Source organism: Haloechinothrix salitolerans, from assembly GCF_042662605.1.
Classification (GTDB): domain Bacteria; phylum Actinomycetota; class Actinomycetes; order Mycobacteriales; family Pseudonocardiaceae; genus Haloechinothrix_A; species Haloechinothrix_A salitolerans.
The window spans coordinates 3726192-3749857 of the sequence record NZ_JBHSXX010000001.1; the positions used below are offsets into that span (position 1 = coordinate 3726192).

Below are 23666 nucleotides of genomic sequence, written 5' to 3' on the forward strand. Positions count from 1 at the left end.
CTTCTACGATCAGCCGGGGGTTGATCATGGGCGAGCTTCCGTCACGGCCTGGTGCGCCGCCGGAGACTCGCTACGACGAGGGGACGGCGACTGTGACGGTGTGGTCAGCCGGAGTTCGAGCCCGCTACGTCATGGCGGTGGGGGTCGTTCTCGCGCTCGCGAGTTCGATCGTGGGGGTCGTGCGGGCGTTCGCGATGGACGGCCAAATGCTGCGCGGTATGCCGATGGCCGACATGCCAGAGATGTATCTCGCCGGTGCGGGCATTGTGCTCGCCGTGGTCGGCGCCCTGCTGCGCGGCGCCCCGCCCGCCGTCCCCGCCGTGGCCATACCGGGCACCCGGAGCCGGTGGCCGGTCGCGGTCGTCGCCACGACCGCGCTCACCATCGACATCAGCAAGACGTCGACACTCGGGTTCGTCATCCCCGGTATGAGTGGCGAGTATGGCCTTGGGCCGACCGGCGCTTCGATGCTCGCGGTCGCGGGACTGAGCGGCACCGCGATCGGCGCGGTGGTGTTCAGCCACCTCGCTGATCGCATCGGGCGGCGCGCGTCCTACTTGATCGCCGCGCTCGGGTTCACCGCGACCAGCCTGTGCGCCAGCATGCCGACATTTCTCGGCAACGTAGTCATGTGCTTCCTGATGGGTATCGCGGTCGGCGGACTCGCTCCGCTGCTGATCACGATCCTGACCGACCTGTTTCCCGGTGGCGCGCGCGGCTCGATGGTCACGGCCCTATCGGTGGTCGCAACGGCGGTCGGCTACCTGGTCGCGTCCGGGTCCGCGTTGTGGCTGGAACCGTCCTACGGCTGGCGGGTGCTGTGGCTCATCGGCGCGCCGACCGGACTGCTGCTCACACTGGCCGCCGTCGTCATCCCGCATCGCGCGCCCGCGGACACGCGAGCGACCGATCATCCGCCGCGGCACGTGGCCCGGACGACGTTCACGACACGCCTGCAGTGGCTCTACGCCGCGATGGTGGGCGTGCTGACGTTCGGGCTCACATCCTGGGTGCCAACGATCGCGCGAGCGGGTGGCCTCGCCACGACGACGGCCAACACACTGCTGACCATCGTCGCGCTGGTGATGGTGCCCTGCGCGGTCATGGTGGCGATCGCCTATCGGCGGCTCGGACCCATCCCGCTTGCCGTACTGATGGCCGCGGGCACGGCGTCCGTATTGCTCGTACTGACCGTGTCCGGGCTGGCGGACACGCTTGTCTGGTTGTCCGCCGCCGTTCTGGCGGCGACGCTGTTCGCGGTCAACACCATGGCGGCGATCTTTCTGCCGATCGCCGCTGATCTCGCCGACCCGGCTAGACGTGGTCGCGCCACCGGCACGGTATCGCTGTTCAATCGCATCGGCGGGCTCACCGGGCCACTCGTGCTGTCATTCATCGTGACGTCGACGACCGACGTCCTCACCGCCGTGGCGACACTGGCGTTGCTGTGCGGGGCCATCGCGGCCTACACCGGTCGACGCCACCGCACGGTCAACGCCGCCGCCGAGCGCGAACTGCTCTCACGCTGAATCTGAATGCCGCTTCCTGCGATCTGGCGGTGAGATCGCGTGGGGTTTCGTTACCCGTTTCGGGGGTCCTCGTTACTGCTAGCAAGCGGAACGAAGGAGTCGACATGCGCATCAACAGGTGCCTTCCCTCGGCCGGGCGGGAACGAAACGTCGCGGCGAACAGGACCGGACGTATCTCCCGCCGACTGGTCACCGCCTATGCGGCGGTCGGACTCATGCTCTCCGGAGCCGTGGCGGCGATACCAGCCGCCGCACATCCGGACCCAAAGCATGGAGAGCAGCAGGTGGGCGGGGTCGGGGTACTGGTGAACAGTCCCGACGACTTAGCCGGGTTCCATCAGGCGAATCACTGGAGCGGGTCGGGCCCCGTCGCGGACCAGACGGCCGATCTCGTCTACGCGGGCACCGGCTGTTCCCCGGTCGTCTACCAGCAGGTCGATGTCGACGGCAAGATCGCGATCGTCGACGACCAACTCGACAGCCCCATACCCGGCGATGTCTGTCCGACCTACACCTTCTTCCAGAAGGCCCAAGCAGCGGAACAGGCCGGGGCCATCGGCCTCATCCAGGTCCGCCGCGATGACCAAGTCACCGGGCGCAACGCTGTCTCATCCGAGATTCCGGTGCTCGAACTCAAGAACAGCGACGGGCAACCGATCCGGAATGCTGTGGTCGACGAGGACCGAACGGTCAACGTCTCGCTCACACGGATCACGACCGTACCGACCGAGCGGTTGTCGGATGTGCCATGCGTGGACGGCATGGCAGGCCCGTTCGAGTGTGACGGTGTCGACCTGCTCGGATTCGTGCCCGAAGACGAGTTCGACAGCGCGGGTATCAGCGACATCTGGGGCTGGACCGATCCCGAACCCGGCGCCGACGGCGTGCACGACGAGTACGTGATCCTCGGCAAGACCAACGGCATCGCCTTCTTCCGCGTCACCGACCCGTCCAACGCCGTCTATCTCGGCGAACTACCGAACCCGGGCCTTGTCCACGCGGTCTGGCACGACATCAAGGTGCACGACAACCATGCGTTCACCGTCAGCGAGTCGGAGCAACACGGGATGACGGTGTTCGACCTGACCCGCCTGCGCGGTGTGGAGGAGCCACGGGAGTGGGACTCCGATGCTCACTACCGCTTCAACTCGGCCGCCCACAACATCGCCATCAACGAGGACACGGGATTCGCCTACATCGTCGGCGGCAACTCCGGGCTCGTGGTGCCGGACCAGTGCCTGTCCGGTTTGCACATGGTGGACATCAACGACCCGAAGAACCCGACCTTCGCCGGTTGCTACCTCGAGGAAGGTGGCCCCGGGACCGCGGCTCGCGTGATCGGCGGCCCCGCCGAGGAGGCGTCACCGGCGGCCTATGTGCACGACACGCAGTGCGTGGTCTACGACGGCCCCGACGAGCGCTACACCGACAGGGAGATCTGCTTCAACGCCGCCGAGACCAAGATCGTCATCGCCGACGTCACCAACAAGGCGGCGCCGGTGACGGTCGGCGTGACGGACTATCCCGACGTGGGCTATGCCCACCAGGGCTGGCTCACCGACGACAAGGGCTTCCTCGTCGTCAACGACGAACTGGACGAGATCAACGCGCAGCCTGAGGAATCGGGGGAGCCCGGCATGAACACCCGCACGATCGTGCTCGACGTGCGGAACCTAGAGGACCCGAAGGTCCACTTCGAACATTTCCACGACACGGTCTCACCGGACCACAACAATTACGTCCACGACGGGCTGCTGTATCAGTCGAACTACAGCAGCGGGCTGCGAGTATTCGACACCGCCGCCATCAATGACCCGGCCGATCCGAGGCTGGAGCCGGTCGGTTACTTCGACACCTTCCCGGACCACAGCGGGGTGACGTTCGACGGAACCTGGTCGAACTACCCGTTCTTCTCCTCCGGCACGATCGCGGTGAGCGGCCGAGAGGAGGGCCTGTTCCTGCTCCGGATCGCCGACGAATCGACGGATCTCGGTGTCGAGCTCACCACCGCCCGGCAGCCAGTCCGTGTTCGGGCAGCTGAAACCGGGACGGCTGGGCTTCTGGTCAGCAACGTCGGCGAGGCCGCCGACACCTACCAGCTGACGGTCAGCGACCTGCCGGAAGGCTGGACGGCGACGATCGATCCCAAGGAGCTCACCGTGGCCTCCGGCAGCGGTGGCCCGGCGGCGGTCACCATCGACGTTCCGCCAGGGGAGCGGCCCGGGAGAACCACCTTCACCGTGACAGCGACCTCCACGACCGATGCCGAGGTCTCCGCGTCCGCGGAGGTTGCCGTCGTCGTCCACGAATAAGACTCAGCACCCGAGGCGGCCCACTTCGTGCGGGTGGGCCGCCTCGACCAGTGTGGGCGCCCTGGCCGGGTTCAGTCGTCGCGGGCGGCCACGCCGAGGTCGGGGAAGTCGGTGAACACACCGTCGACGCCGAGGTCGTAGTACGCGCCGAGTTCCCCTATCACCTCGCCGTGCTCGGCCGGGTCGTCCGACGATCGGTAGTCGGTGGGCAGGAAGGCGTTCTCGGCACGGAAGGTGTACGGGTGCACGACGAGTCCGGCGTCGTGGGCGTCCGGCACGAGGTCGGTCGCCGCGCCGAGTGAGCCGTCGTCGTTCCACGTGATGACCATGGTTTTCTCCGGCCCGACGCCGTCAGCGTACGTCCCGATCTCGGCGAGCCCCTCCGGGGTGACCATGTCCGCGTAGGTGCGCTCGTCACCCGCTTCGGTGAAGTCGTAGGGCTGGCCGTCCTTCCACACCAGCTGGACCAGCGGCACCCGCAGTGCCTTGTCGAGAGCTTTGAGGTTGCTGACCTCGAACGACTGCACGAATACCTTCGCGTTCTTGTGATTCAGCCCGTTGCGGGTGAGCGTGCGCACCAGCGGCGGTTCCAGCGGTAGCCCGATTGACGAGAAGTAGCTCGGGTGCTTGGTCTCGGGATAGATGCCGATGTCACGGCCGAGCTCGCGGGAGAGCCGCTGGGTCAGGTCAATGACTTCCTGAAACGTCGGCACCTCGTAGCGGCCGTCATAGCGTGTGTTGTCCGGGCGCAGCCGCGGCAGCCGCTCCTTGGCACGCAACGTCTTGAGCTCAGCCAGGGTGAAGTCTTCGGTGAACCAGCCGGTGACCTCGTGGCCGTCGATGCTTTTCGTCGTCTCTCGGTCGGCGAACTCGGCACGCTCGGCGACGTCGGTGGTGGTGCTGATCTCGTTCTCGTGCCGCGCGACGAGCACGCCGTCCGCGGTGGCGACCAGGTCGGGCTCGATGTAGTCGGCGCCCATCCGCGCCGCGAGCTCGTACGACGCCAGCGTGTGCTCCGGCCGGTAACCCGACGCACCCCGATGCCCGATCACGAGCGGACGACGATCGGCGCCAGGACGTGCCTCGGCAGCGCGGTCGCGCGGAGCGCCCGCCGCGGGCGGGACAACGGTGAGGCACACCAGCGTCGTCGCCGTGACGGCGAGCAGGAGCCGGGGCAGTAGGGAGGTGGCCATGTACGAACGCTCCTCGATCGGGTGTCGCCGCCGGATTGGCGGTCTCATGGGCAACGGTCACCGGGCCGAGCGACGTCCACTCGACTCCGGACGTACCGCGCGGTTGCCGACCCGTTAAATGTTCTGACGCGATAGCACCGACCGCATCGTAGGGCGACATCATCACGCACGCGTTCGAATCGCTCTACTTCGCGTAACGATCTCGGATATCGCGCCAGGCCCGGGCCAGACGTGAGATGCCTTCGGCAAGGGTGTCCGGTTCTCGGACGAAAGAAATCCGGACATGGTCGTCGAACCGGCCAACGGGCGACGTGGCGGGGCCGGGAAGGACAGCGACCCCATTCTCGGCACCCCGGACGGCCAGCTCGGTCGCGCTACCGTGAGGAAGCCTGGCCCACACGAACAGTCCCCCACGTGGTTCGGTGACGTGCCAGTCACCAAGGTGCTCGGCGAGCAGCTCCAGCAGCGTCGCCGACCGTGACCGCAGCTCGCTCACCCGCTGCTGACGCAGTTTGTCGTGCTGTTTCAGAAGTTCGACCGCGAGCTGCTGGCTCGGTGCCGAGCTGGACAAGTCCCAAATCGTCTTGAGCCGTCCCAGCCGGTCGATGACCGGTTGTGCGGCGCGAATCCAACCGATCCGCAAACCGCCCCAGTAGATTTTGCTGAGTGAGCCTACCGTGATGACGGACCGCGGCGGGGCTATCGCGGCCAGCGGCGGTGGCGCACCGGCGTATGTGAGTTCGGCGAGCGTCTCGTCCTCGACGATCAGCGTGCTGTGCTGACGAGCGGCGCGGATTACTTCCAGGCGCTGCTCGTGCGTGAGCATCCGGCCAGTCGGGTTATGCACCGTGGTCATGACGTAGAGCGCGCGTGCCTGTGCTGACCGGAGGGCCGCCGCGTAGGAGTCGACGGGTCCGACCGTGTCCATCGAGAGGGGCACGACACGCGCGTCGACCCGCCGGAAGGCATCGATGGCACCGGGAAACGTCGGGTCCTCGATCGCCACGGCATCTCCGGGGCGGCAGAGTTCGAACGCGATGAGGGCGATCGCTTGCTGCGCGCCCGAGGTGATGAGCACGTCGTTCTCGGTGGTCGGTAGACCGCGCCGACGGAACAGCGCGGCGACGGCCCGCCGCAGCGGCGGGTATCCCAGTGGCCAGTAGCCGGTGTGCCCGACCAGGTCCCGTGTATCGCCCGTCCACGGCATCGTGTCCAGGGTCGGCGGAGCCGTGGGTAGCGCGGCGGCCAGGTCGATCCGGCCGCGCTCGCCAGCGACGTCGAGCACCGTCAGTTTATGACCGCCAACCCCGACAACCTGCTCGCGCGACGCCCCACCATCGAACGCGGGTTCAATCCATGTGCCGCTGCCCTGTCGTCTCCCGACGATCGACATGGCCTTCAGCTTCCGGTATGCCCCGGCCACGGTGTTGCGGCCCACGGCGAGGGCGGCGGCGAGATCGCGTTCTGGTGGAAGGCGCCATCCCGCGGACAGTTCTCCCCGGCGGATGGCGGCCGCCATAGCGATGGCCAGCCGCTCGACCAGGGACCCTTCACCGTCCTGCCAGCCATCGAGGGTGCGAGTCACCTCATCGGCCGAGAACACCAACGAATCTGGATTGGTTGTCACCATGTTGAGCATGGAACTAGATGTGTCCGTCGGGAAGGGCTGTCCGCCCGCCCGTGGCGCATTCTCCGCCGGATCGGCCAATACGTGCTGATTGGTTGCATCGTCGACTCGTAGCGTAGCCACCGTATCGCGGCAATGACTCTCTCGCGGCAGCGGTGGCTGCGCGGACGGACAAGATGGAAGGTACAGCGATGACTCGCCTGGTCACTTCGGCGGCCGTCGCCGACGCGTGTGATCGACTGTCCGTGCCGCTACGGGCGGCTCCGGCTGGGCTGACACCAGTCTGGCCAGGAGAGGTAGTGGTAGGCGCGGCTCTACCTGTCAAACACGTCGATGGCGTCGACGTGTTCCTCGATGCCATCGAGCGGTCCCACCCGGGCGACGTGTTGGTGGTCGACGACGGCGGTCGGATGGATCGAGCGTGCCTCGGCGACCTCATCGCCGCGGAAGCGAAGTTCGCCGATGTGGCCGGGATGGTCGTGTGGGGCAGTCATCGCGATACCGACCAGCTGCGCGAGATTGGTCTTCCTGTCTGGAGTCTAGGCGCGACAGCGACGGGTACGACGCATACCGGCCACGTCGACGGTTCCGACGTGTTGCTTGGTGCGCACCGTGTCGAGGCGACGGACCTGGTCGTGGCGGACACGGACGGGGTGATCCTCGTGGCGGAAGACGCGAGGGACGAAGTGCTCGAGACGGCACGAGGCATCATGGCGACGGAGGCACGTCAGCAGAAGCGCATTAGCTCGGGACGGTCGCTCCGCGCCCAGCTACGGTACGCGGACTTCGCCGCACGACGGCGGTCCGATCCGACGTACACCTTTCGAGACCACTTACGCGCCGTGCGTGGCGCGATCTAGCCGCACGTGCCGAACCGGGAAGAGGTGGCAGGGAGCGGGGCACGGTTGTCGTCGCGCTATCGGCTCAACATTGGGCCCAGTACCCGGGTGAGGTCTCCTTGATCGAGCTTTCCGTGTAGGTGTTCCATAGTCCCAGGTTCTGATCGGAACCGTTGGCGTAGGTGTAGCCGCCCTGGTGGTAGGCGCGCCCTTCCTGGGTATGGGCATAGTTGTCGTCGGTCACGCAGGTCGGTTCCGGCTCGTCCGTCGTCGTGGGACTGGGATCAGTCGTCGTGGTGGGATCCGGGTCCGTGCCGCCCGCGCCACCACCGAATGCCTCGATCATATTCATGATCGTGGCGATCTGCTCGCCGCCCTTCTCGGCGTATGCGGTGTCTCCACCGTAAGCCCACCAGTTGTAGCATCCTCGCGGGTTCAGGGGGTTGGAATCGCTCTTGGTGGTTTGCGGGTACAGCACGATCATGTTGTTGGTGTCGGCGTATTCGTTCAGATAGGCCTGCTTCATGAATGCGTCGCCGATCAGACCGTAATACTGATAGCAGCCGTGCAGCGCGACCATGAGCGTGCAGGCTTCGCTCTCGCACGTTTGGGGGACGTAGGCGAATCCCGCCTCTCCCATGCTGATCGCGGATGCGCTGCCGCTAGGGACGTACTGATTCTGGTCGAACTGCATCGTCTCACCACTGGGCGATGACGCCGGCTCCTGGACGTCGCCGAGGAGGTGACGGAGCATGTTTCCGGGTTCGTCCGTACCGCAGTCGTTCATGTACGGTGACGCGGTCGACGAACAGGCCACCGTCCCCTTCGGACTGACCCAACCGTGCCCCGCGGGAGAGTTCTTCGAGTAGGTGACGTTCGAGCCGAGCATTTCATAGTAGGTCGCCAGATCATCCATCACCTCCTCGTCAATGGTGGTGTCGTTCGTGCCGCGATATAGCCACACCGGGTCGTCCGCGAGGTTCTCGACCGGGTCGACCGTGCCGCGCGAGGCGCGGTCCTCGGTCAACCCCACGAGTTGGCTGGGAGACTTGCGGGACATGAACGTGTCCATACAAGCGTTGAGCGCCGTGGAAAGATCTCCCTCGGCGCAGTAATACGGACCGGCGGTGAAGATACCCGCGCCCTGAAACACGCCTGAGTGAGCGACGTGCAGCTGGTTAGCCATGTATCCGCCGGACGATACACCGGACACATAGGTACCGGTTATGTCGTATGGTGTCCCACTTTCCTGCGCCGCGTTGGCCGTCTGCGTATTGCCGCTTGTCATGGTTGCCAGCGCGATAATCGCCGACGCGACGACCGCGCCCGCGAGACTAGCTAGGTGCCCTACCTTCATCGGTACCTCCATGTACGGATGGGAGGGTCTTATCCTGCGCACGCGGATGTGTCCCACACCACGTCGCGGAAGGACACTTTTACACGGCCGCCGATGTAAGTCGGCTACACCCGAACCGTCTATCGAGCCGAGGACCAGGCTTTGTGTGCCTTCTGTTGTGAGTCCCTGACCTCAGCGAACCGCTCACCGTCTGGCTGTCGGGAGAGCACGTCGGCGAGACCCGTCAGTGCTTCTGACGTGCGTGTGCCGGCCCGCGCGAAGGATGTCACGAGATCAGCCGGGATGTCGCCGCCGCCGGGACCGGCTTTGGCGGATACGTTCTGCTGTGCGTCTCGTGCCGTCTCCCACGCGGCGCTGAGCTGCGAGAAGGCGTCTAGCAAGTTGCGCCACACCGTGATCTGCGCGGTGTTGGGGGTGGTGGAATCGTCCGTCATCAGAATCGACTTCCGCAATCACGTCGGGTGCATAAGTTTCGTGGTATGGGTACCCGACCACGATTCGCCGCATGCCTGCCCGCACTACAGTGCTGGTCTGGTCACCAGGTTGTAGGAGGGCGTTGACGTCTCGAGCGGGCTAACGGCGATGTTGATGAACGCTCGTGCCGCACGCGCCAGCGGCCGCCTCGGATGAACGATACCTAGCGTGCGGCTCAGCGGCGGGGTGAAAGACCTGATCGTGACGCGTGATCCGAACGTACGGACCGCGATGTCTCGATACCAGATCAATGACGCCTTCCCGTCGAGCACGCTCGCCACCCAGGCGACGCGCTCGTCGGTTTCCACGGCAAAGGTAGGGCGCACACCGGTCGCGGTGAACAACTCTTCCAGTTCCCGTCGCCGTCCGCCGCTGCGCGCCGGTACGACCATGGGCAGCCCGTCGAGCCGCTCGACCGGAACCGGGTTTGGCAGGCCAGTACCGGGCGGTGAGACGAGCACGACCTCGCGGTCCCGCAGACTATGCGTCATGAGTTCCTCATCGACCGGCAAATCGACGAGGCCGATCTCCGCGGCTCCGGTACGCAGCGCCGCCACCACGGTTTCGCGTGCTTCACGGCGGATCACCTCGACATCGACGTCGGGATTGTAGCGAGCGAAGGCGGGAATCAGCTCACTGGCGAGATCGATGGCCAGCGTCGGAGTCGACACGATGCGCAGCTTCGCGGCTGTGCGCACGTGTGTGGCGTGCCCACCTCCGGACATCGAATCGATGACCTCGAGTGCGGTGCGCGCGAGGCGCACCATCCGACGTCCCTCGCGGGAGAGTGCTGGCTGCGCGACATACGTCCCGGCGGCCGCTGCGGTGATGGAGCCGTAGTCGGCGACAGCGACCAGGTACCGGAGTTGCTGAAGCGTCATGGAAGGACGATAGCCCGCATCACGCCGATGAGTGGATCTATACCGATTGGGTATGCCCGCGTCCTGCCACTGTCCGGGAACTCAGCGCAGGTACGCCAGTCGCGCCCGGAGGGTGGAGCGGATCGTGCTTGATGCGGTCCAGTCACCGTCGAGCGGGGTCACCGAGATGTAGGCGTCGGCAAGGGCGTTGTTGTCGGAACCGCTGACCGGATCACGCCCGAGATCCAGCTGTGGCCGAACGAGGTAGCAGGAAGCACATAGATCGGTGCGCTCGAAACGGGGGCGGACGAACGCCGACCGGCCGGTCCTTGTGATCCGTGTGCCCTCGACCTCGGACTCGGCCGGATAGTTGACGTTCAGTGTCACGTGTTCGGGCAACAGCGACTCACGCTGGGCGGTCAGCTGTAACCGCTCGATCAAGCGAACGGTATAGCTCGCCGCGGCACGCACCGAGCCGACCCGCGGGGGAGAAGTCGTGGGATCGATCTCGACGCTGACCGCGATCGCGGGAATTCCCAGCTCGCCAGCCATGACGGTCGCTCCGACCGTGCCGGAGTGGTTGGTAACCGCGCCGGCGTTCTGACCGGGGTTGACACCGGAGACCACCAGGTCGGGCTGGCCCGACGTGAACACATTCTGCACGCCGAACAGCACGGCGTCGCTCGGTGATCCGCATACCGCCCAGACACCCGGTGACGGCTGTGTCGCCGTGATGGTGTTCTCTCTAGATGGCACGCCGCGCACGTAGTTGCTGGCCTGCTTCGTTCCACTGCCCGAAAGGTCGTCACACGGCGCCACGACGGTGACCTGGTGTCCCGCCGCGCCAAGCGTTTGTCGCAACGCACCAAGCGTTCTCGCGTCGTATCCGTCGTCGTTGGTGAGCAGGATGTCGAGCGGCTCGGTGGCTGAATGTCCTGACGTGGCCTGCTCCGCGGTCGCGGCGGCACCGGTCAGCATGCCAGCCGTCAGCATGAGCGTGGCTAGCACGGACGTACCGGTTGTCACGCGTGAGGTCATGGTCGTTCTCCCTGCACTGAGGCGATGTCGGTCGCATCCATAGGACCGCCGCGAGCCGAACCATGTCCAAGCCCGGATAGGACTGCCGAAATACCGGATTGGTATGAGCCGCGTGCCGTTTCGGGACCGCGCTCAGGACTGATCCGTTTCTGGTTCCGTCCGTGGCCGGTAGCCGAACCGGTGCACAAGGCGTCGCATCAGGCTGGGTGTGGCGACGTCGAGCAGGTCGAGCACGCGCGCACCGGGCACGTTGATGACCTCGCGGCGGGTGTGTGCGGCACGTAGCACCAACCGGGCCGCTTGCGGCGCGCTGAGCGCCGGGATCCCGCGGAAGGCAGACTCGCTCGGTGTGATCATCGGGGTGCGCGCCAGGGGCATGCGCACCGAGCTGAATGTCACGTTGTCCGCGGCCAGTTCGCGGCCGGCGGTACGTCCAAATTCCTCGAGAGCGGCCTTGGAGGCGAGATAGGCGGAAAACCGCGGGGTGTGGATCTGGATGCCCTGGGTGGTCACGTTGACCACGTGTCCGAAGTGCTGCTCACGCATGGCTGGCAGCAGGCCGAGGGTCAGCCGGACCGGTGCGAAGTAGTTGAGTCGCATGGTGCGCTCGTAGTCGTGCATCCGGTCCACCGATTTCCGCACCGACCGTCGGATGGAGCGACCGGCGTTGTTCACCAGCACGTCCACCCCGCCATGCTGGTCGAGCACTTCCTTGACGAGGTCGTCGATCGCCTGGGAGTCGGACAGGTCGCACGGATACACGTGCGCGGTGCCGCCCCGCTCGGCGATCTCCGCGGCGACCTTCTCGAGCTCGGCGTGCCTGCGCGCGACCATGAGCACACGCGCACCCCGCTCGGCGGCGGCCAACGCCGTCGCACAGCCGATCCCAGATGACGCGCCGGTGATCAGCATCCGCTGGCCCGCCAGCGCGATCCGGTTACTCATCGCCACACTCCCTCCTGCGCCGGGTCGACGACGAACTCGTCGGTATGCCGATCTCGCAGCATGCGTGCGTGCCGATGCGGGGACCAGGGCCACACCTCAGGCAGGCCGTCCTTGCCCAGGTACCAGCTCTGGCAACCGGTGGCCCAGACGGTGTTCGGCATCGCGGCCCGCAGCCGCGCGTTGTAGTCGTCGGTGGCCTCGCGGGTCGGAGCGGCGGTGGTGTACTCGCCACGTTGCCACGCCCTGATCCAGCTGATGGCGTAGTCGGCCTGCACCTCGGCGATCGGCACTAGGGAGAAGTTGCCTACCGGACTGTGCGGACCCATCAGCAGGAACAGATTGGGAAACTCCGGCAACGCGACGGTGCGGTAGGCCCGAGGGCCTTCTGACCATGCGTCGCTGAGCGTGCGCCCGGTCGGGCCGACGAGCTCCACCGGGCGCAGGTAGGCGTGCGAGTCGAAACCGGTGGCCAGGGCGAGCACGTCGACCTCGTGCAGCGTGCCGTCGGTGGTGACCACCCCACGTGGCTCGACGTGATCGATCCGTTCGGTGATCACCTCGACGCCGGGACGTCGCACCGCGCGATAGAAGCTGGGTGACATCACCAACCGCTTGCACATCGCCTGGTAATCGGGGGTGAGCTTGCGCCGTAGATCCTGGTCGCGCACGGTGCGCAGGTTCAGTTCACACAGCTTGCTGATCATCGTCCGCTGCCAGCCGGGCCGGGTGACCGCGGCGACGAGGATCGAGAAGATGCCCTCGATCAGCCGGTACTCGAGGCTGGTCAGTGCCGGGAACCTGCTGCGCAGCGCGCGGGTGAGACGGTCGTTGCGCCAGTTCGGCACCGGCAGCACCCACTGCGGCGTTCGCTGGAACAGCGACAACTTCGGCACCGACCCGCCCAGCTCGCTGACGATCTGCACTCCCGTGGATCCGGTCCCTACCACCCCGACACGCTTGTCCGCCAGCGACACCGAATGGTCCCAGCGAGCGGTGTGGAACCATGCACCGTCGAAGGAGTCCAGTCCCGGGATGTCGGGTACGACCGGATGGTGCAGCACGCCGCTGGCAGAGATCAGGAAGTCGGCCTCGCGCGTGCGGCCATCCGCGGTACGCACCCGCCACCGGCCTTCGGCGAACTCCGCCCGGGTCACCTCGGTATCCAGCTCGATGTGCTCGCGTAGCGCGAACCGGTCCACGACACCACGGAAGTAGTCCTGGATCTCGTCGCCGGCGGCGAAGAAGTGCGACCAGTCCGGATTGCGGTCGAAGAAGTACTGGTAGAACGCCGACGGTACGTCGCAACGGAGTCCGGGATAGGTGTTGTCGCGCCAGGTGCCGCCGACGTCCGAGGCTTTCTCCAACACGGTGAAGTCGGTGATGCCCGCCCGTCGCAGTTTGACCGCCATGCAGAGGCCGGACATCCCGGCGCCGATCACGATCACCGAGGGCATACGAAACATGGCGAAGTCACTCTCCCGGGACCGAGTCGCGTCGCATGACGTGCCGCCCACCGGCCCTCCTCCGTCGCTCACACGTTTACTGCGACAGCATGTCGCATACATCTTTCCGTGACAAGGTGTCGCAGACACTTTCGTGGTGCAGTACCGTGCCGACATGCTCGAATCGGCGAACACGAGGCCGGACGTGGACGGACGGGCCACGCGCTGGGACGCGCACAAGACCCGGCGGCGCCGGCAACTGCTCGACGCGGCTGTCACGGCCATTGAGACGCTCGGCCCCACCGTCGGCGTCAAACAGATCGCCGAGCAAGCCGGTGTCCCTCGCTCAGTCCTCTACCGGCACTTCGCTGACCGCGCCGATCTCGACGAGCAGATCAGCCAGCGCATCGTCGACCTGCTCCAGTCCCAACTCGCGCCAACACTGCGCCCGAGGGGAACGGCGACCGAGGCGATCCGCAGGGTCGTCGGCACCTACCTCGACTGGATCGAGCAGCATCCCCACCTGTACACGTTCCTCGGCGCGCACGGCCGCACACCCGCTGGCGGATCCCGCGTGGTCGCCGGCACCAAGGCCGCTCTCGCCGCCCAGGTCGCCGAACTGTTCGCCACGGCAACTCGAACCGCTGGAAGGGACGCCAGCTTCGCCCCGACCGTCGCTTCCGGCCTGGTCGGCTTCGTTGACGCCACCGTCAACCACTGGCTCGCCGACAAGCGACGCATGATCAGTACCGAAGAACTCGCCGAGTACCTCACCCGCTCGATCTGGTCGGTCCTCGACGGCAACGCCCGCGCGCTCGGCATCCAGATCGACCCGGATCGCCCGATCAGCGACCTACTCGACGACTAAGCCACACCCATGCCCTTTCGGCGGTCGTCGCGGGGAGTGGCTCAGCGGGACTGCCGCACGGTGATGGTCGGTGCCCCGCTCGGCAGCACATATTTCGCGACAAGCAGCGGTGTTCGCTCGACCGAGACCACGTGGGTGACGAGCACGACGGGGGTGTCGGGCGAGCGCCCGAATGTCGTGCCGCGCAGCCTGCCGAGCACCGTCGCGGTCATGGTGCTCGACCCGGTCAACGGCAGGTATGGGGCACCGGAGATCAGCGTGTGCAGCATCGTGTGTGGCGCTGGCTCGCCCGCGGTCAACGCATCAGGCAGCGCCGGGGCGATCTCGGCGAGCGTCTCGTCTGGGAGGCACCACTCCTCGGTGAGGCACGCCGGCATCCCGTCGACGTCAATGACGCTGTTCCAGAACCGCACCTCACAGCTTGCTGGGACCGGAAGGTGCTGCATCACCAGGTCGGTCGGTTCTTCCAGGATCCGCCTCAGCGGCCGGACCTTGGCGCTGCCCTCGCCGAGTAACGCTTCCATCGGCTGCAGCCGTTCGAAGCCGCGACGAACCGGACGCTCACTCACCGTGCGCCCGACCCCGCGCCGGACCGTGATCACGCCGTCCTCCTGTAGCAGGATCAGCGCCTCCCGAAGAGCAGGGCGACTCACACCGAATGCCGTAGCGAGTTCCAGTTCGGACGGTAATGTCGAACCAGGTGGGTAGACATCGTCCCGGACCGCGTCGACGATTCGTTCGTAAAGCTCGACGACAGGTCGCCGCTGCGGACGTCTCGGCGTCACGATGCACCCCTTCGATCGGATGTTGTCAGACAAGTTAAAGCGCGTGATCGCATGCGTCAACGCTCGTCACCCCACGTAGAAGGGCCCGACCTTGATCGGCATGCCTTGACTTTCGGGTGGATGATGGGTAGAAGGGTCAGTCAATGCGAACGCAGATGTCAGACAGGCGATTGGGACAACCCCGCAGCCATCAGGAGGTAACGCGTGCCGGACGTGCCAAGCCTTGACCAGATCCAGCGCGCACCCAAGGTGCTGCTCCATGACCATCTCGACGGTGGCTTGCGACCGGGAACCGTGCTGGAACTGGCCGAGCAAACCGGCTACGACGAGCTGCCGGTATCCGACGTCGCGGGGGTTGCCGATTGGTTCGCCGCCGCGGCCGAGGCAGGGTCACTCGAGGAGTATCTGCGCCGCTTCTCTCACACGGTGGGTGTCATGCAGACCGAGGACGCGATCAGCCGCGTGGCCGCTGAGTGTGCCGAGGACCTGGCCGCCGACGGTGTCGCCTACGCCGAGGTCCGGTACGCACCGGAGCTGAGCACGCAACGCGGCCTGAGTCTCGACGCGGTCGTCGAGGCGATCCTCGACGGGTTTCGCCGGGGCACGGCGCGCGCCGCGGAAGCGGGCCGCCGTATCCGACTCGGGCTCCTGCTCTGCGCGATGCGCCACGAGGCACGGGCCACGGAGATCGCCGAACTGGTGGTGCGTTATCGCGACGACGGGGTCGTTGGCTTCGACATCGCCGGACCGGAGGCGGGTTTCCCTCCCACCCGGTTCCTGGACTCCTTCGAGTACTTGCGGCGCGCGAACTGCCACTTCACCATCCACGCGGGCGAGGGTTTTGGGCTGCCATCCATCTGGGAAGCCATCCAATGGTGCGGCGCCGCCCGGCTCGGCCACGGGGTCCGCATCGTCGACGACATCGAATTCGGCACCGACGGGACGCCGAAGCTCGGTCGCCTCGCCGCGTTCGTGCGGGACCGGCGCATCCCGTTGGAGATGTGTCCCACCTCCAACGTGCACACCGGCACCGTGACGTCGATTCGTGAGCACCCGATCGCCCTGCTCAGAAGACTGCGGTTCCGCGTCACCGTGAACACCGACAACCGGTTGATGAGCCAGACGTCGATGACGACCGAGTTCAGCCGCCTCACCGACGAGTTCGGGTACGACCTCGACGACATGCAATGGTTCACGGTCAACGCGATGAAGTCCGCCTTCATCCCGTTCGACCAGCGTCTCGCCCTCATCAACGAGGTAATCAAGCCCGGTTACTCCGCGCTGCGCTCGGAGACCGTCTTCGGCAAGGTCGCCGACCATCAGACCGCTATCGGCTGAGCCGCGCGGCGTGCGCCACAGCCTGGAGGCGGCTGCTCGCGCCTCTGCTCGGGATGGAAGGCGTGACTCAGCTATCGTGGCGGAGTCCGTGATCACTGATTCTCGAAGACACATCGGCATCTTTCACTGACGCGTGCGGCCCAATCGATAGGGCAATTCTTGTTGCGCACAACGGAGAATCAATTCCGAAGGCCACTCGATAGGCGTGACCGTTGCGAGCGTCGCTTTGTTCGATGATTCTCCGAGTTGCCCCCGCCGTCTCGCCGAAAGGAACATGTGTCATGCGACGAATGCGTTTCCGCTCCGCCGATCGCCCATGGCGCGAAGCCCGGTCGCTATGGCGGACCGCGATCGTTGCCGCGAGTATGATCACAGCGCTGGCGACGCCCGCATTGGCGGCACCGTCGGCTCAGGCGTTGGACCCGGAGGACGTGCCTGATATCGGCGCCGACACGGGTCGGTTCAAACTACCCGTGGCGTGTGACATCGGGTTTCACGGATTCCCCATCACGACGTTCAACACTGATGTGGATATCCAAGGCGTCGCCCCGGTCGTCCTGGGCCCCGGGCAGGAGTTTTGGCTCACGCAGGGTGAGGGAAGCTTGACGATCCCTGGCAGCATCACGTCGCTGGCGGGCGCCTTCGGCGTCAGGACAGCGGATGCCACGGTCAACGAGATGAACATCGGGGCGACCCACGCGTCACCTGACGTCGTCAACGTCGCCGAGAACCCTATCGAGATCAACGACATCGAGATCACGCCCGGCAAGGACCTCACCGTCCGCCTGCCTCAGCACGGCACATTCGACGTGGGTCCGTACCATGCCCCGGACGACGGCAGCGTCACGTTCAACTTCGCGGGCGCTCAGATCGACATCCAACTCAACTCCGCGTTCGGGCCACTACCACTCACGGCGGATTGCGAGGCGTCGGCGGGCAACGCGCTGCTGACAGTCGCGGTCGGCGGCCCTGAGGATCAGCCACCCGCGAAGATCCACGGCCAACCGCTCAACTTCAGCGAAACAGCGTCAAACGAGGCCATCGGCATCATCAACGCCAGCTACATCTGCGAGCTTCCCGCCCTCGGACTCGAGCGTGAGGTCGGCATCGCCGTCGGCGGCACGTTCCCGTTGTCACTGGCGCCAGGGGAGAGCTTCTCGTTCGTCGATGCCTCTGGTGCGTTGGTGCTAACACCCGAGGTGGTGAACGAGTTGATCGACCTGGGCTTCCATACAGTCGCGGGCACGGTCAACCGGCTCGACATGAACGTCACCGGCGGCACACCGGCGGTGGACAACGTCGCGGAGGGCGGCATCGAGATTCCGGAATCGACCCTGGTCCGCGACGAGCGCTTGGTGATCCCGATGCCCGCGGAGGGGCACCTCACCGCAGGACCTTACACACCGGACGCCGGTTCGGACGGGATGCTGTTCGCGATCGGCGCGGCCGAGGCAGACCTGATATTGGACGGCACATCGGTGAGCGCCACGTGCGTCGAGCCAGATCCACCAGCCAATCTGGCGGACGCCAAAGTCGTCGCCCCGTATCGCGGCGGCTTCGGAGGCTGACCGCACTGATCTCGCGGCGTGATCGTCGGCTCAGGCATCGTCATCACGCCAGTTGGCCACCGTGCGTGCGGCGGTCCCGTACTGGCCAAGTGCTGTCTCGGCGTTAGCGGTAGCGACCCGTGTGACGAATTCGGCACTTCCACAGTGGACTTAACCGGGTGTCTGCCAAGGAAACCGATCTGCCACCCGCGGGGCCGCACACACCGAGCGGCATCGGCAACGCTCGCGACCCGCAGGTTTTCTTGCATCCCGGTGACGAGGTTGTCACCGAGATCAGCGGTCTCGGTGCGCTGCGCAACCGGGTGGTCTCCCGCGGCCTCGGCGGTTACCAAGGCTAGAGGTACGGGTTTCGGAATCGCGAGCAGATCATCGTCGACGCCGAGGACGCCCTTCAGCACGCGTATGCGATAGCTGCCGTTGCCAAGCAGGCGGTTGACGACCACCGACTCGGTTACGATCGCGCTCATCGTCCGCGAGGTGCGCATGGAGGAGCGAGTGGCCGAGCAGTTCACGATCAGCGCGTCAACCGCAGCGACAGTCGTCATCACCACCGTCGGCATCTATCTGGCCTTCATCATCCTGGTGCGACTGATCGGGCAGCGCAGCCTCGCCAGTATGTCTAGCTTCGACCTCGGGTGCGTCATAGCCCTCGGTGCGGTGATGGGGCGCACCGTGCTGTTGGAGATACCCACGCTGGCCATCGGGGCGGTCGCGCTGACGACCTTCTTCGTAACGCAGGGCCTGCTCGGTCTTCTCCGGCAGCGGCGCGGCATGGACCGGCTGATGAACCGACAACCCGTGCTGCTCATGGCGGGACCACGACTGTTGCATGAGAACATGCGCAAGGCACACGTGGTCGAGGACGAACTCCGGCAGGTGCTGCGAGGTGCGGGCATACGCCGTCTCGCGGAAGTGCGGTGCGTGATCCTGGAACGCAACGGTTCGGTCAGCGTGCTCCGCCAGGACGATCCGATCGACCCCTGGCTGATCGCCGACATCGACGGAGCCAAGAACCAGCTCACCGAGGGATAACCGACATCAGCTCCCCGGTGCCAGCCCCGTGGCCGAGGTAAGGTTGCTGGCGGGGCGGTTCAGGATCGTCGGGAGGGCGGCACTGGTGTCGGCTGAACAACAACTCGGGACTTCCGCCGAGCTGTCACCGAAGACGGTGCGTAGATGGCGCCGTTTCAGGGCCGATGAGCACGAGCAGGCTCGGGCGTATCGCGAACTGGCCTCCCGGCGCGGCGGCGAGGAACGAGAGATTCTGCTTGGCCTCGCCGCAGCTGAGGAGCGCCACGCGGCTTATTGGGAACGCTTGCTGGGCGACCAGGCTGATCCACCGCGTCGCGGCACCGTCCGGATGCGGCTGCTTGCTTCGCTGGCCAGGCGGTTCGGGTGGGTCTTCGTGCTGGCGCTGGCGCAACACGCTGAAACTCGCACGCGCTACAAGCATGAAGCGGGTGTCTCGCGCACCATCGCCGCTGACGACCGCATCCACGCCGAGGTCGTGCGTGGATTGGCGGCGCGGGGCCGGGCTCAGCTTTCCGGGACACTGCGGGCGGCGGTATTCGGGGCCAACGACGGCGCGGTCAGCAACATGGCGTTGGTGCTCGGTGTGATTGGCGGGGGCGCCAGCGCGCAGACTGTCGTGTTGACCGGTTTGGCCGGACTGATGGCAGGGGCGCTGTCGATGGCGGCGGGGGAGTACGTGTCGGTGAGTTCGCAGCGCGAAATCCTTGCCGCGTCCACACCGGACGACACCACGAAGCAGATCGTGGCCGATCTCGACGTTGACGTAAACGAACTGGCCTTGGTGTACCGCGCCCGCGGGATGTCGACCGCGGAGGCCGATGACCGTGCGCGGCGGGTGTTGCGGCACGAGCCCGTCGGCGCGGCGATGGCCGATGTCACGGACGATTCCGCGGACGTCGTCGGGAGTGGGGTTCGAGCGGCCTCGGCGAGCTTCGCCTTCTTCTGTATCGGTGCCGTGATACCCGTGCTCGCGTTTCTGTTCGGGATGGAAGGCGTGATGGCGGTCGTGGTAGCCGGAGCGCTTACCGGAAGTGCGCTACTTCTCACCGGAGCGGCGGTAGGGGTGCTTTCCGGCGTATCACCGCTACGCCGCGCGCTGCGCCAACTCATCATCGGCGCCGCTGCCGCGGCGGTGACCTACCTGTTGGGACTCGCCGTCGGGGCGACCATCACGTGACCCACAAGGTCAGGACAACCCTGTTCGGCGGCCGGTGAAGACCGCGGGACGGCGCTTGGAAAGTCGCATGACGATGGCTACTTTCCTGGCTACGCTCATCGCATGCGAACGATCTCGGTGCCGTATCACCTCGACGAGTATGTGTCGGGGTTCGAAGCGCCGTTGCCGCCGGAGCGCACGATCACGGCAGAGCTGGCCGACGGTGATGTGTGGGCGCGCATGGCCGACCTGTATCGCCCAGTCGCCGACACGGTCGCCGACAACGCTCAGCGTGGCGAGCGGTCACTGGTGATGTCGAGTGACTGCACGACGTCGCTGGCCGTGGTCGCCGGTCTGCAACACGCGGGTCAGGCACCGTCGGTGGTGTGGTTCGACGCGCACGGCGACGTGCAGACGCTGGAGACATCGACGTCCGGCTACCTGGGCGGGATACCGTTGCGGCTCATCGCGGGATACCGGACGGAGCTGATCGCCGACGCCATTGACCTGACACCGGTCGCCGAAGACGCCATTGTGCTGGTCGACGCTCGCGACCTTGACCCGCCGGAGCGCGCGTATCTCGAACGCTCGCGGATCCGACACGTCGCTATCGACGAACTGGCTACCGATGTGCTGCCGAGTGGTCCGATCTACCTGCACATCGATCTCGACGTGATCAACCCGGAGTACCTGTCAGGACAGCTGTTCCCCGCGGCAGGGGGACCAACCGTGCAGGCCGTGGCGCAGGCTGTGAGCCGCGTGGTCGACGTCGGCCGAGTCGCCGCGGTCGGCCTTGGCTGCACCTGGCGTCCCGGTCATGGCGCGGCAGCGCGCGTGCAAGCCGTGGTCGACGCGGCCATCCGGAACTCTCCCGCACCAGGTGACCGCCCCGGCGGCACGTTCGACCCGAAGGCGCGGCCAGCCGAATATCCCCACGCCACCCGGGCGCCCCGGCAGCCTCCGAAGGGGCCTACCGCACCTGTCACGGGCTGGCTTTCCCGCCTAGGGCGTGTCTCCCGAATATCGGCCGGTGGTTCGCTGATGATCGGTGAATGATCAGAACTGGTGTGATCACGGACGAGTTGTGGGAGTCGATCGAGCCGGTGTTGCCGTCTGATGTTGGGCGGCGTGGTGCGCGCTGGCGTGATCACCGTCAGGTGCTGGAAGCGATCGCGTGGCGCTTTCGCACCGGATCGCCGTGGCGTGATGTGCCCGCTGAGTTCGGCCCCTGGCAGACCTTGTGGAAGCGGCATCGCCGCTGGTCAAGCGACGGCACGTACGAGCGGATCTTCGAGCATGTGCTGTCCGACCACGCCGATACGGGCAAGCTGGACTGGTTGCTGTCGGTGGACTCCACCGTCGTGCGGGCGCACCAGCATGCCGCCGGCGCGCCCTCCGCGGACCACACAGGGGGCCAGGTCGAATGACAAGATTTCCGAGCCGGACGACCACGCGATCGGTCGTTCGCGCGGCGGATTGACCACCAAGGTCCACGCCCTGGTCACCTCCGGTGTCCGCCCGGTGGCCATGCTGCTGTCCGCCGGGCAAGCCGGGGACAATCCGCGCCTGGCGCCGTTGCTCGAGGCCCTGGCCGCGACCGGGCACCGGCCGGATCGCCTGCTGGCGGACAAGGCCTACTCACACCCGTCGACTCGCCGCGAACTGCGGCGGCGACGCCTCCGGCACACCATCCCCGAGCGCTCCGACCAGGCCAAACGCCGTAAGGACAAGGGGTCCGCCGGTGGTCGGCCACCGGGTTTCGACCCCGAGCTCTACAAGCAGCGCAACACCGTCGAGCGCGGTTTCGGCCGGTTCAAGCAGTGGCGCGGAATCGCGACCCGCTACGACAAGTACGCGCGGACCTACTTCGGCGGCGTACTCCTCGCCGCCACCGTCATGCTCGCCCGATGAATCGGGAGACACGCTCTAGTCACCCGAGTGGAACTTGACGGTCCCACCGACCGCGACCGCGTTTCCTGTTCGGCCCACCTGCGTGCCGAAACGAGCGACGGACAGGCGATACTCCTGCTCGATGATCGTGGCTGGTCGTCGTCCGGCCCGACCAACATCTGGGCGTACCAGACTGTCGAGGACATCGAGTCGACGGCACGCACGGTGGTTGGCCCCGACGAGCCACGGTCCGGCCAGACCTACGACGAGGCCGACGCCGAGTACTGGGATGCGCTGGCGGACACAGTGCGGCGCTACGGTGTTGAGATCGATCCCACCGAGCTGGCCACGCTGCCTCACGATGTCGAGCTGTCCAGGTCGGTGTTGGCACAGCTAGGGCGTGGGGAAGCAGGCGAGGAACATCCCTCGATCTAAGCTGATCGCATGATCGGGGCGTGGCGCGATCGGGTGGTGGAGCGGCTGCCTCGACGGCTCCGTGTCGCCGGACGGCTTCCGGTCCGCACCGTGACCAGCAGCCTGGCCGATCGAGTGCCGGGCCTTGCCGCCGAGGTGGCGTTCTTCTCCTTGCTGTCGCTGCCCGCTCTGCTGCTGATGTTGCTGGGATCGCTTGGCTTTCTCGCCGCGGCGCTCGGCCCAGCGGGTGAGACAGAACTACACCGTCTGGTGTTTGACGTGCCGCGAACCTTCCTGACTCCAGGCACCTATGAGTGGTATTCCGGCGTGGCGACGGACGTGTTGCGAGAAGGCCGGGCCGGGGTAATGTCCTTCGGAGTATTGCTGAGCCTGTGGTCAGGTTCCCGTGCGGCCGCTCGGTTGATCGAGACGGTGGCCATCGCCTACAACCTGGAAGATCCCAGGCCGCTCTGGCGTCGGCGCCTGCTGGCACTCGGCTTGACGCTCGGTGGCCTGATCGTCGGTATCGCGATCCTGCCGATCATGGTGATCGGACCGCGGATCATCGGCCTTATTATCCCAGGAAGTGTTGAGCAGGCCGCGAGCGGAGTGATCAACGTGCTGTTCTGGCCCGGTATGGGCCTGGTGGTGCTCCTGCTGCTGGTGTCCTTCTACCACGTGGCCGCACCGTGGCAGACACCGTGGCACCGGGACCTCCCCGGCGCTGTACTCACCGTCGTCATCTGGATGCTGGCCGCGGCCGGGCTGCGGTTCTACGTCACCGTCTCGCTACGCGGCGACGAGGTGTTCGCGCAGCTGGCGGCACCACTCGCTGTGGTGCTGTGGCTCTATGTGACGGCCTTCGCCGTGCTGATCGGCGCCGAGTTCAACGCCGAGATCGAAAAGATGTGGCCGCATCGCGACTTCCCGTGGCAGCTCAGGAGAAGCACCTGAGGTAAGCGGCGCCCCGCTGACCTCCTCGCCGCGCTCGACGCGTAT

At 66.3% G+C, this 23666-nt stretch carries 21 protein-coding genes and 1 pseudogene; 13 read left to right on the forward strand and 9 right to left on the reverse strand.

Going from position 1 to position 23666, the window contains the following annotated elements; translation table 11 throughout:
• The first annotated feature begins 26 nt into the window (after positions 1-26).
• Positions 27-1529, forward strand: coding sequence for an MFS transporter (locus ACFQGD_RS17670; RefSeq protein ID WP_345403033.1), 1503 nt, complete (start codon positions 27-29; stop codon positions 1527-1529).
• 104 nt (positions 1530-1633) lie between these two features.
• Positions 1634-3841 (forward strand): choice-of-anchor B family protein, encoded by a 2208-nt coding sequence (locus tag ACFQGD_RS17675; protein ID WP_345403031.1) that lies wholly within the window; start codon positions 1634-1636, stop codon positions 3839-3841.
• A 71-nt stretch (positions 3842-3912) separates the two neighbouring features.
• On the opposite strand, the gene ACFQGD_RS17680 is transcribed toward ACFQGD_RS17675, so the two are convergent.
• The gene (locus ACFQGD_RS17680) at positions 3913-5034 is read right to left on the reverse strand and encodes a glycerophosphodiester phosphodiesterase (protein WP_345403029.1); all 1122 of its coding nucleotides are present in this window, start codon (positions 5032-5034) and stop codon (positions 3913-3915) included.
• 184 nt (positions 5035-5218) lie between these two features.
• Entirely contained in the window at positions 5219-6661 is a 1443-nt protein-coding gene (locus ACFQGD_RS17685) for an aminotransferase-like domain-containing protein (protein ID WP_345403026.1), read from the reverse strand.
• A 191-nt stretch (positions 6662-6852) separates the two neighbouring features.
• Between ACFQGD_RS17685 and ACFQGD_RS17690 the strand changes: the two genes are divergently transcribed.
• Positions 6853-7521 (forward strand): RraA family protein, encoded by a 669-nt coding sequence (locus ACFQGD_RS17690; protein WP_345403024.1) that lies wholly within the window; start codon positions 6853-6855, stop codon positions 7519-7521.
• 64 nt (positions 7522-7585) lie between these two features.
• On the opposite strand, the gene ACFQGD_RS17695 is transcribed toward ACFQGD_RS17690, so the two are convergent.
• The 6 genes from ACFQGD_RS17695 to ACFQGD_RS17720 all read right to left on the reverse strand — a co-directional run bounded on the left by ACFQGD_RS17695 (position 7586) and on the right by ACFQGD_RS17720 (position 13688).
• Complete coding sequence (locus ACFQGD_RS17695; RefSeq protein WP_390183647.1) at positions 7586-8869, reverse strand: extracellular catalytic domain type 2 short-chain-length polyhydroxyalkanoate depolymerase; 1284 nt, start codon at positions 8867-8869, stop codon at positions 7586-7588.
• 107 nt (positions 8870-8976) lie between these two features.
• Entirely contained in the window at positions 8977-9291 is a 315-nt protein-coding gene (locus ACFQGD_RS17700; RefSeq protein WP_345403018.1) for a hypothetical protein, read from the reverse strand.
• An 84-nt stretch (positions 9292-9375) separates the two neighbouring features.
• Positions 9376-10212 (reverse strand): LysR family transcriptional regulator, encoded by an 837-nt coding sequence (locus tag ACFQGD_RS17705; RefSeq protein WP_345403015.1) that lies wholly within the window; start codon positions 10210-10212, stop codon positions 9376-9378.
• A gap of 81 nt (positions 10213-10293) precedes the next feature.
• Positions 10294-11229 (reverse strand): 5'/3'-nucleotidase SurE, encoded by a 936-nt coding sequence (gene surE, locus ACFQGD_RS17710; protein ID WP_345403012.1) that lies wholly within the window; start codon positions 11227-11229, stop codon positions 10294-10296.
• 132 nt (positions 11230-11361) lie between these two features.
• Entirely contained in the window at positions 11362-12174 is an 813-nt protein-coding gene (locus ACFQGD_RS17715; protein ID WP_345403010.1) for an SDR family NAD(P)-dependent oxidoreductase, read from the reverse strand.
• The gene (locus tag ACFQGD_RS17720) at positions 12171-13688 is read right to left on the reverse strand and encodes a flavin-containing monooxygenase (protein ID WP_345403007.1); all 1518 of its coding nucleotides are present in this window, start codon (positions 13686-13688) and stop codon (positions 12171-12173) included. Before ACFQGD_RS17720 ends, ACFQGD_RS17715 begins: the two co-directional genes overlap by 4 nt.
• Positions 13689-13791: 103 nt before the next feature.
• On the opposite strand from ACFQGD_RS17720, the gene ACFQGD_RS17725 reads away from it, so the two are divergent.
• Entirely contained in the window at positions 13792-14484 is a 693-nt protein-coding gene (locus ACFQGD_RS17725; protein WP_345403005.1) for a TetR/AcrR family transcriptional regulator, read from the forward strand.
• A gap of 41 nt (positions 14485-14525) precedes the next feature.
• Here ACFQGD_RS17725 and ACFQGD_RS17730 read toward each other — a convergent pair whose 3' ends face one another.
• Positions 14526-15269 (reverse strand): GntR family transcriptional regulator, encoded by a 744-nt coding sequence (locus tag ACFQGD_RS17730; protein WP_345403002.1) that lies wholly within the window; start codon positions 15267-15269, stop codon positions 14526-14528.
• A gap of 204 nt (positions 15270-15473) precedes the next feature.
• Here ACFQGD_RS17730 and ACFQGD_RS17735 point away from each other — a divergent pair, with 204 nt between their 5' ends.
• From ACFQGD_RS17735 to ACFQGD_RS17775, 9 genes and pseudogenes are all read left to right on the forward strand, one after another.
• Positions 15474-16607: an adenosine deaminase gene (locus ACFQGD_RS17735; RefSeq protein ID WP_345402997.1), complete on the forward strand. Its 1134-nt coding sequence runs from the start codon at positions 15474-15476 to the stop codon at positions 16605-16607.
• A gap of 365 nt (positions 16608-16972) precedes the next feature.
• Complete coding sequence (locus ACFQGD_RS17740; protein WP_390221070.1) at positions 16973-18175, forward strand: DUF6801 domain-containing protein; 1203 nt, start codon at positions 16973-16975, stop codon at positions 18173-18175.
• A 158-nt stretch (positions 18176-18333) separates the two neighbouring features.
• Positions 18334-18513 carry a fumarylacetoacetate hydrolase family protein gene (locus ACFQGD_RS17745; RefSeq protein WP_345402991.1) on the forward strand — a complete coding sequence of 60 codons (180 nt, stop codon included), beginning with the start codon at positions 18334-18336 and terminating at the stop codon, positions 18511-18513.
• Positions 18514-18607: 94 nt separating this feature from the next.
• Complete coding sequence (locus ACFQGD_RS17750; RefSeq protein WP_345402988.1) at positions 18608-19207, forward strand: DUF421 domain-containing protein; 600 nt, start codon at positions 18608-18610, stop codon at positions 19205-19207.
• Between the two features lie 28 nt (positions 19208-19235).
• A complete protein-coding gene (locus ACFQGD_RS17755) occupies positions 19236-20384 on the forward strand; it encodes a VIT1/CCC1 transporter family protein (RefSeq protein WP_345402986.1) in 1149 nt (382 codons plus the stop codon).
• 102 nt (positions 20385-20486) lie between these two features.
• Positions 20487-21419: an arginase family protein gene (locus ACFQGD_RS17760; protein ID WP_345402983.1), complete on the forward strand. Its 933-nt coding sequence runs from the start codon at positions 20487-20489 to the stop codon at positions 21417-21419.
• Positions 21416-22274: pseudogene (locus ACFQGD_RS17765) on the forward strand (IS5 family transposase). Before ACFQGD_RS17760 ends, ACFQGD_RS17765 begins: the two are co-directional and overlap by 4 nt.
• 27 nt (positions 22275-22301) lie before the next feature.
• Positions 22302-22688, forward strand: a complete 387-nt coding sequence (locus tag ACFQGD_RS17770; RefSeq protein ID WP_345392927.1) for a hypothetical protein — start codon at positions 22302-22304, stop codon at positions 22686-22688.
• A 9-nt stretch (positions 22689-22697) separates the two neighbouring features.
• Positions 22698-23621 (forward strand): YihY/virulence factor BrkB family protein, encoded by a 924-nt coding sequence (locus ACFQGD_RS17775; protein WP_345392924.1) that lies wholly within the window; start codon positions 22698-22700, stop codon positions 23619-23621.
• Positions 23622-23666: the final 45 nt, after the last annotated feature.

Coding starts and splice junctions, on each gene's coding strand:
- ACFQGD_RS17670 (WP_345403033.1), top strand. CDS start 27: ATGGGCGAGCTTCCGTCACGGCCTGGTGCGCCGCCGGAGACTCGCTAC.
- ACFQGD_RS17740 (WP_390221070.1), top strand. CDS start 16,973: ATGATCACAGCGCTGGCGACGCCCGCATTGGCGGCACCGTCGGCTCAG.
- ACFQGD_RS17700 (WP_345403018.1), bottom strand. CDS start 9,291: ATGACGGACGATTCCACCACCCCCAACACCGCGCAGATCACGGTGTGG.
- ACFQGD_RS17680 (WP_345403029.1), bottom strand. CDS start 5,034: ATGGCCACCTCCCTACTGCCCCGGCTCCTGCTCGCCGTCACGGCGACG.
- ACFQGD_RS17690 (WP_345403024.1), top strand. CDS start 6,853: ATGACTCGCCTGGTCACTTCGGCGGCCGTCGCCGACGCGTGTGATCGA.
- ACFQGD_RS17715 (WP_345403010.1), bottom strand. CDS start 12,174: ATGAGTAACCGGATCGCGCTGGCGGGCCAGCGGATGCTGATCACCGGC.
- ACFQGD_RS17705 (WP_345403015.1), bottom strand. CDS start 10,212: ATGACGCTTCAGCAACTCCGGTACCTGGTCGCTGTCGCCGACTACGGC.
- ACFQGD_RS17725 (WP_345403005.1), top strand. CDS start 13,792: ATGCTCGAATCGGCGAACACGAGGCCGGACGTGGACGGACGGGCCACG.
- ACFQGD_RS17775 (WP_345392924.1), top strand. CDS start 22,698: ATGATCGGGGCGTGGCGCGATCGGGTGGTGGAGCGGCTGCCTCGACGG.
- surE (WP_345403012.1), bottom strand. CDS start 11,229: ATGACCTCACGCGTGACAACCGGTACGTCCGTGCTAGCCACGCTCATG.
- ACFQGD_RS17675 (WP_345403031.1), top strand. CDS start 1,634: ATGCGCATCAACAGGTGCCTTCCCTCGGCCGGGCGGGAACGAAACGTC.
- ACFQGD_RS17760 (WP_345402983.1), top strand. CDS start 20,487: ATGCGAACGATCTCGGTGCCGTATCACCTCGACGAGTATGTGTCGGGG.
- ACFQGD_RS17695 (WP_390183647.1), bottom strand. CDS start 8,869: ATGGAGGTACCGATGAAGGTAGGGCACCTAGCTAGTCTCGCGGGCGCG.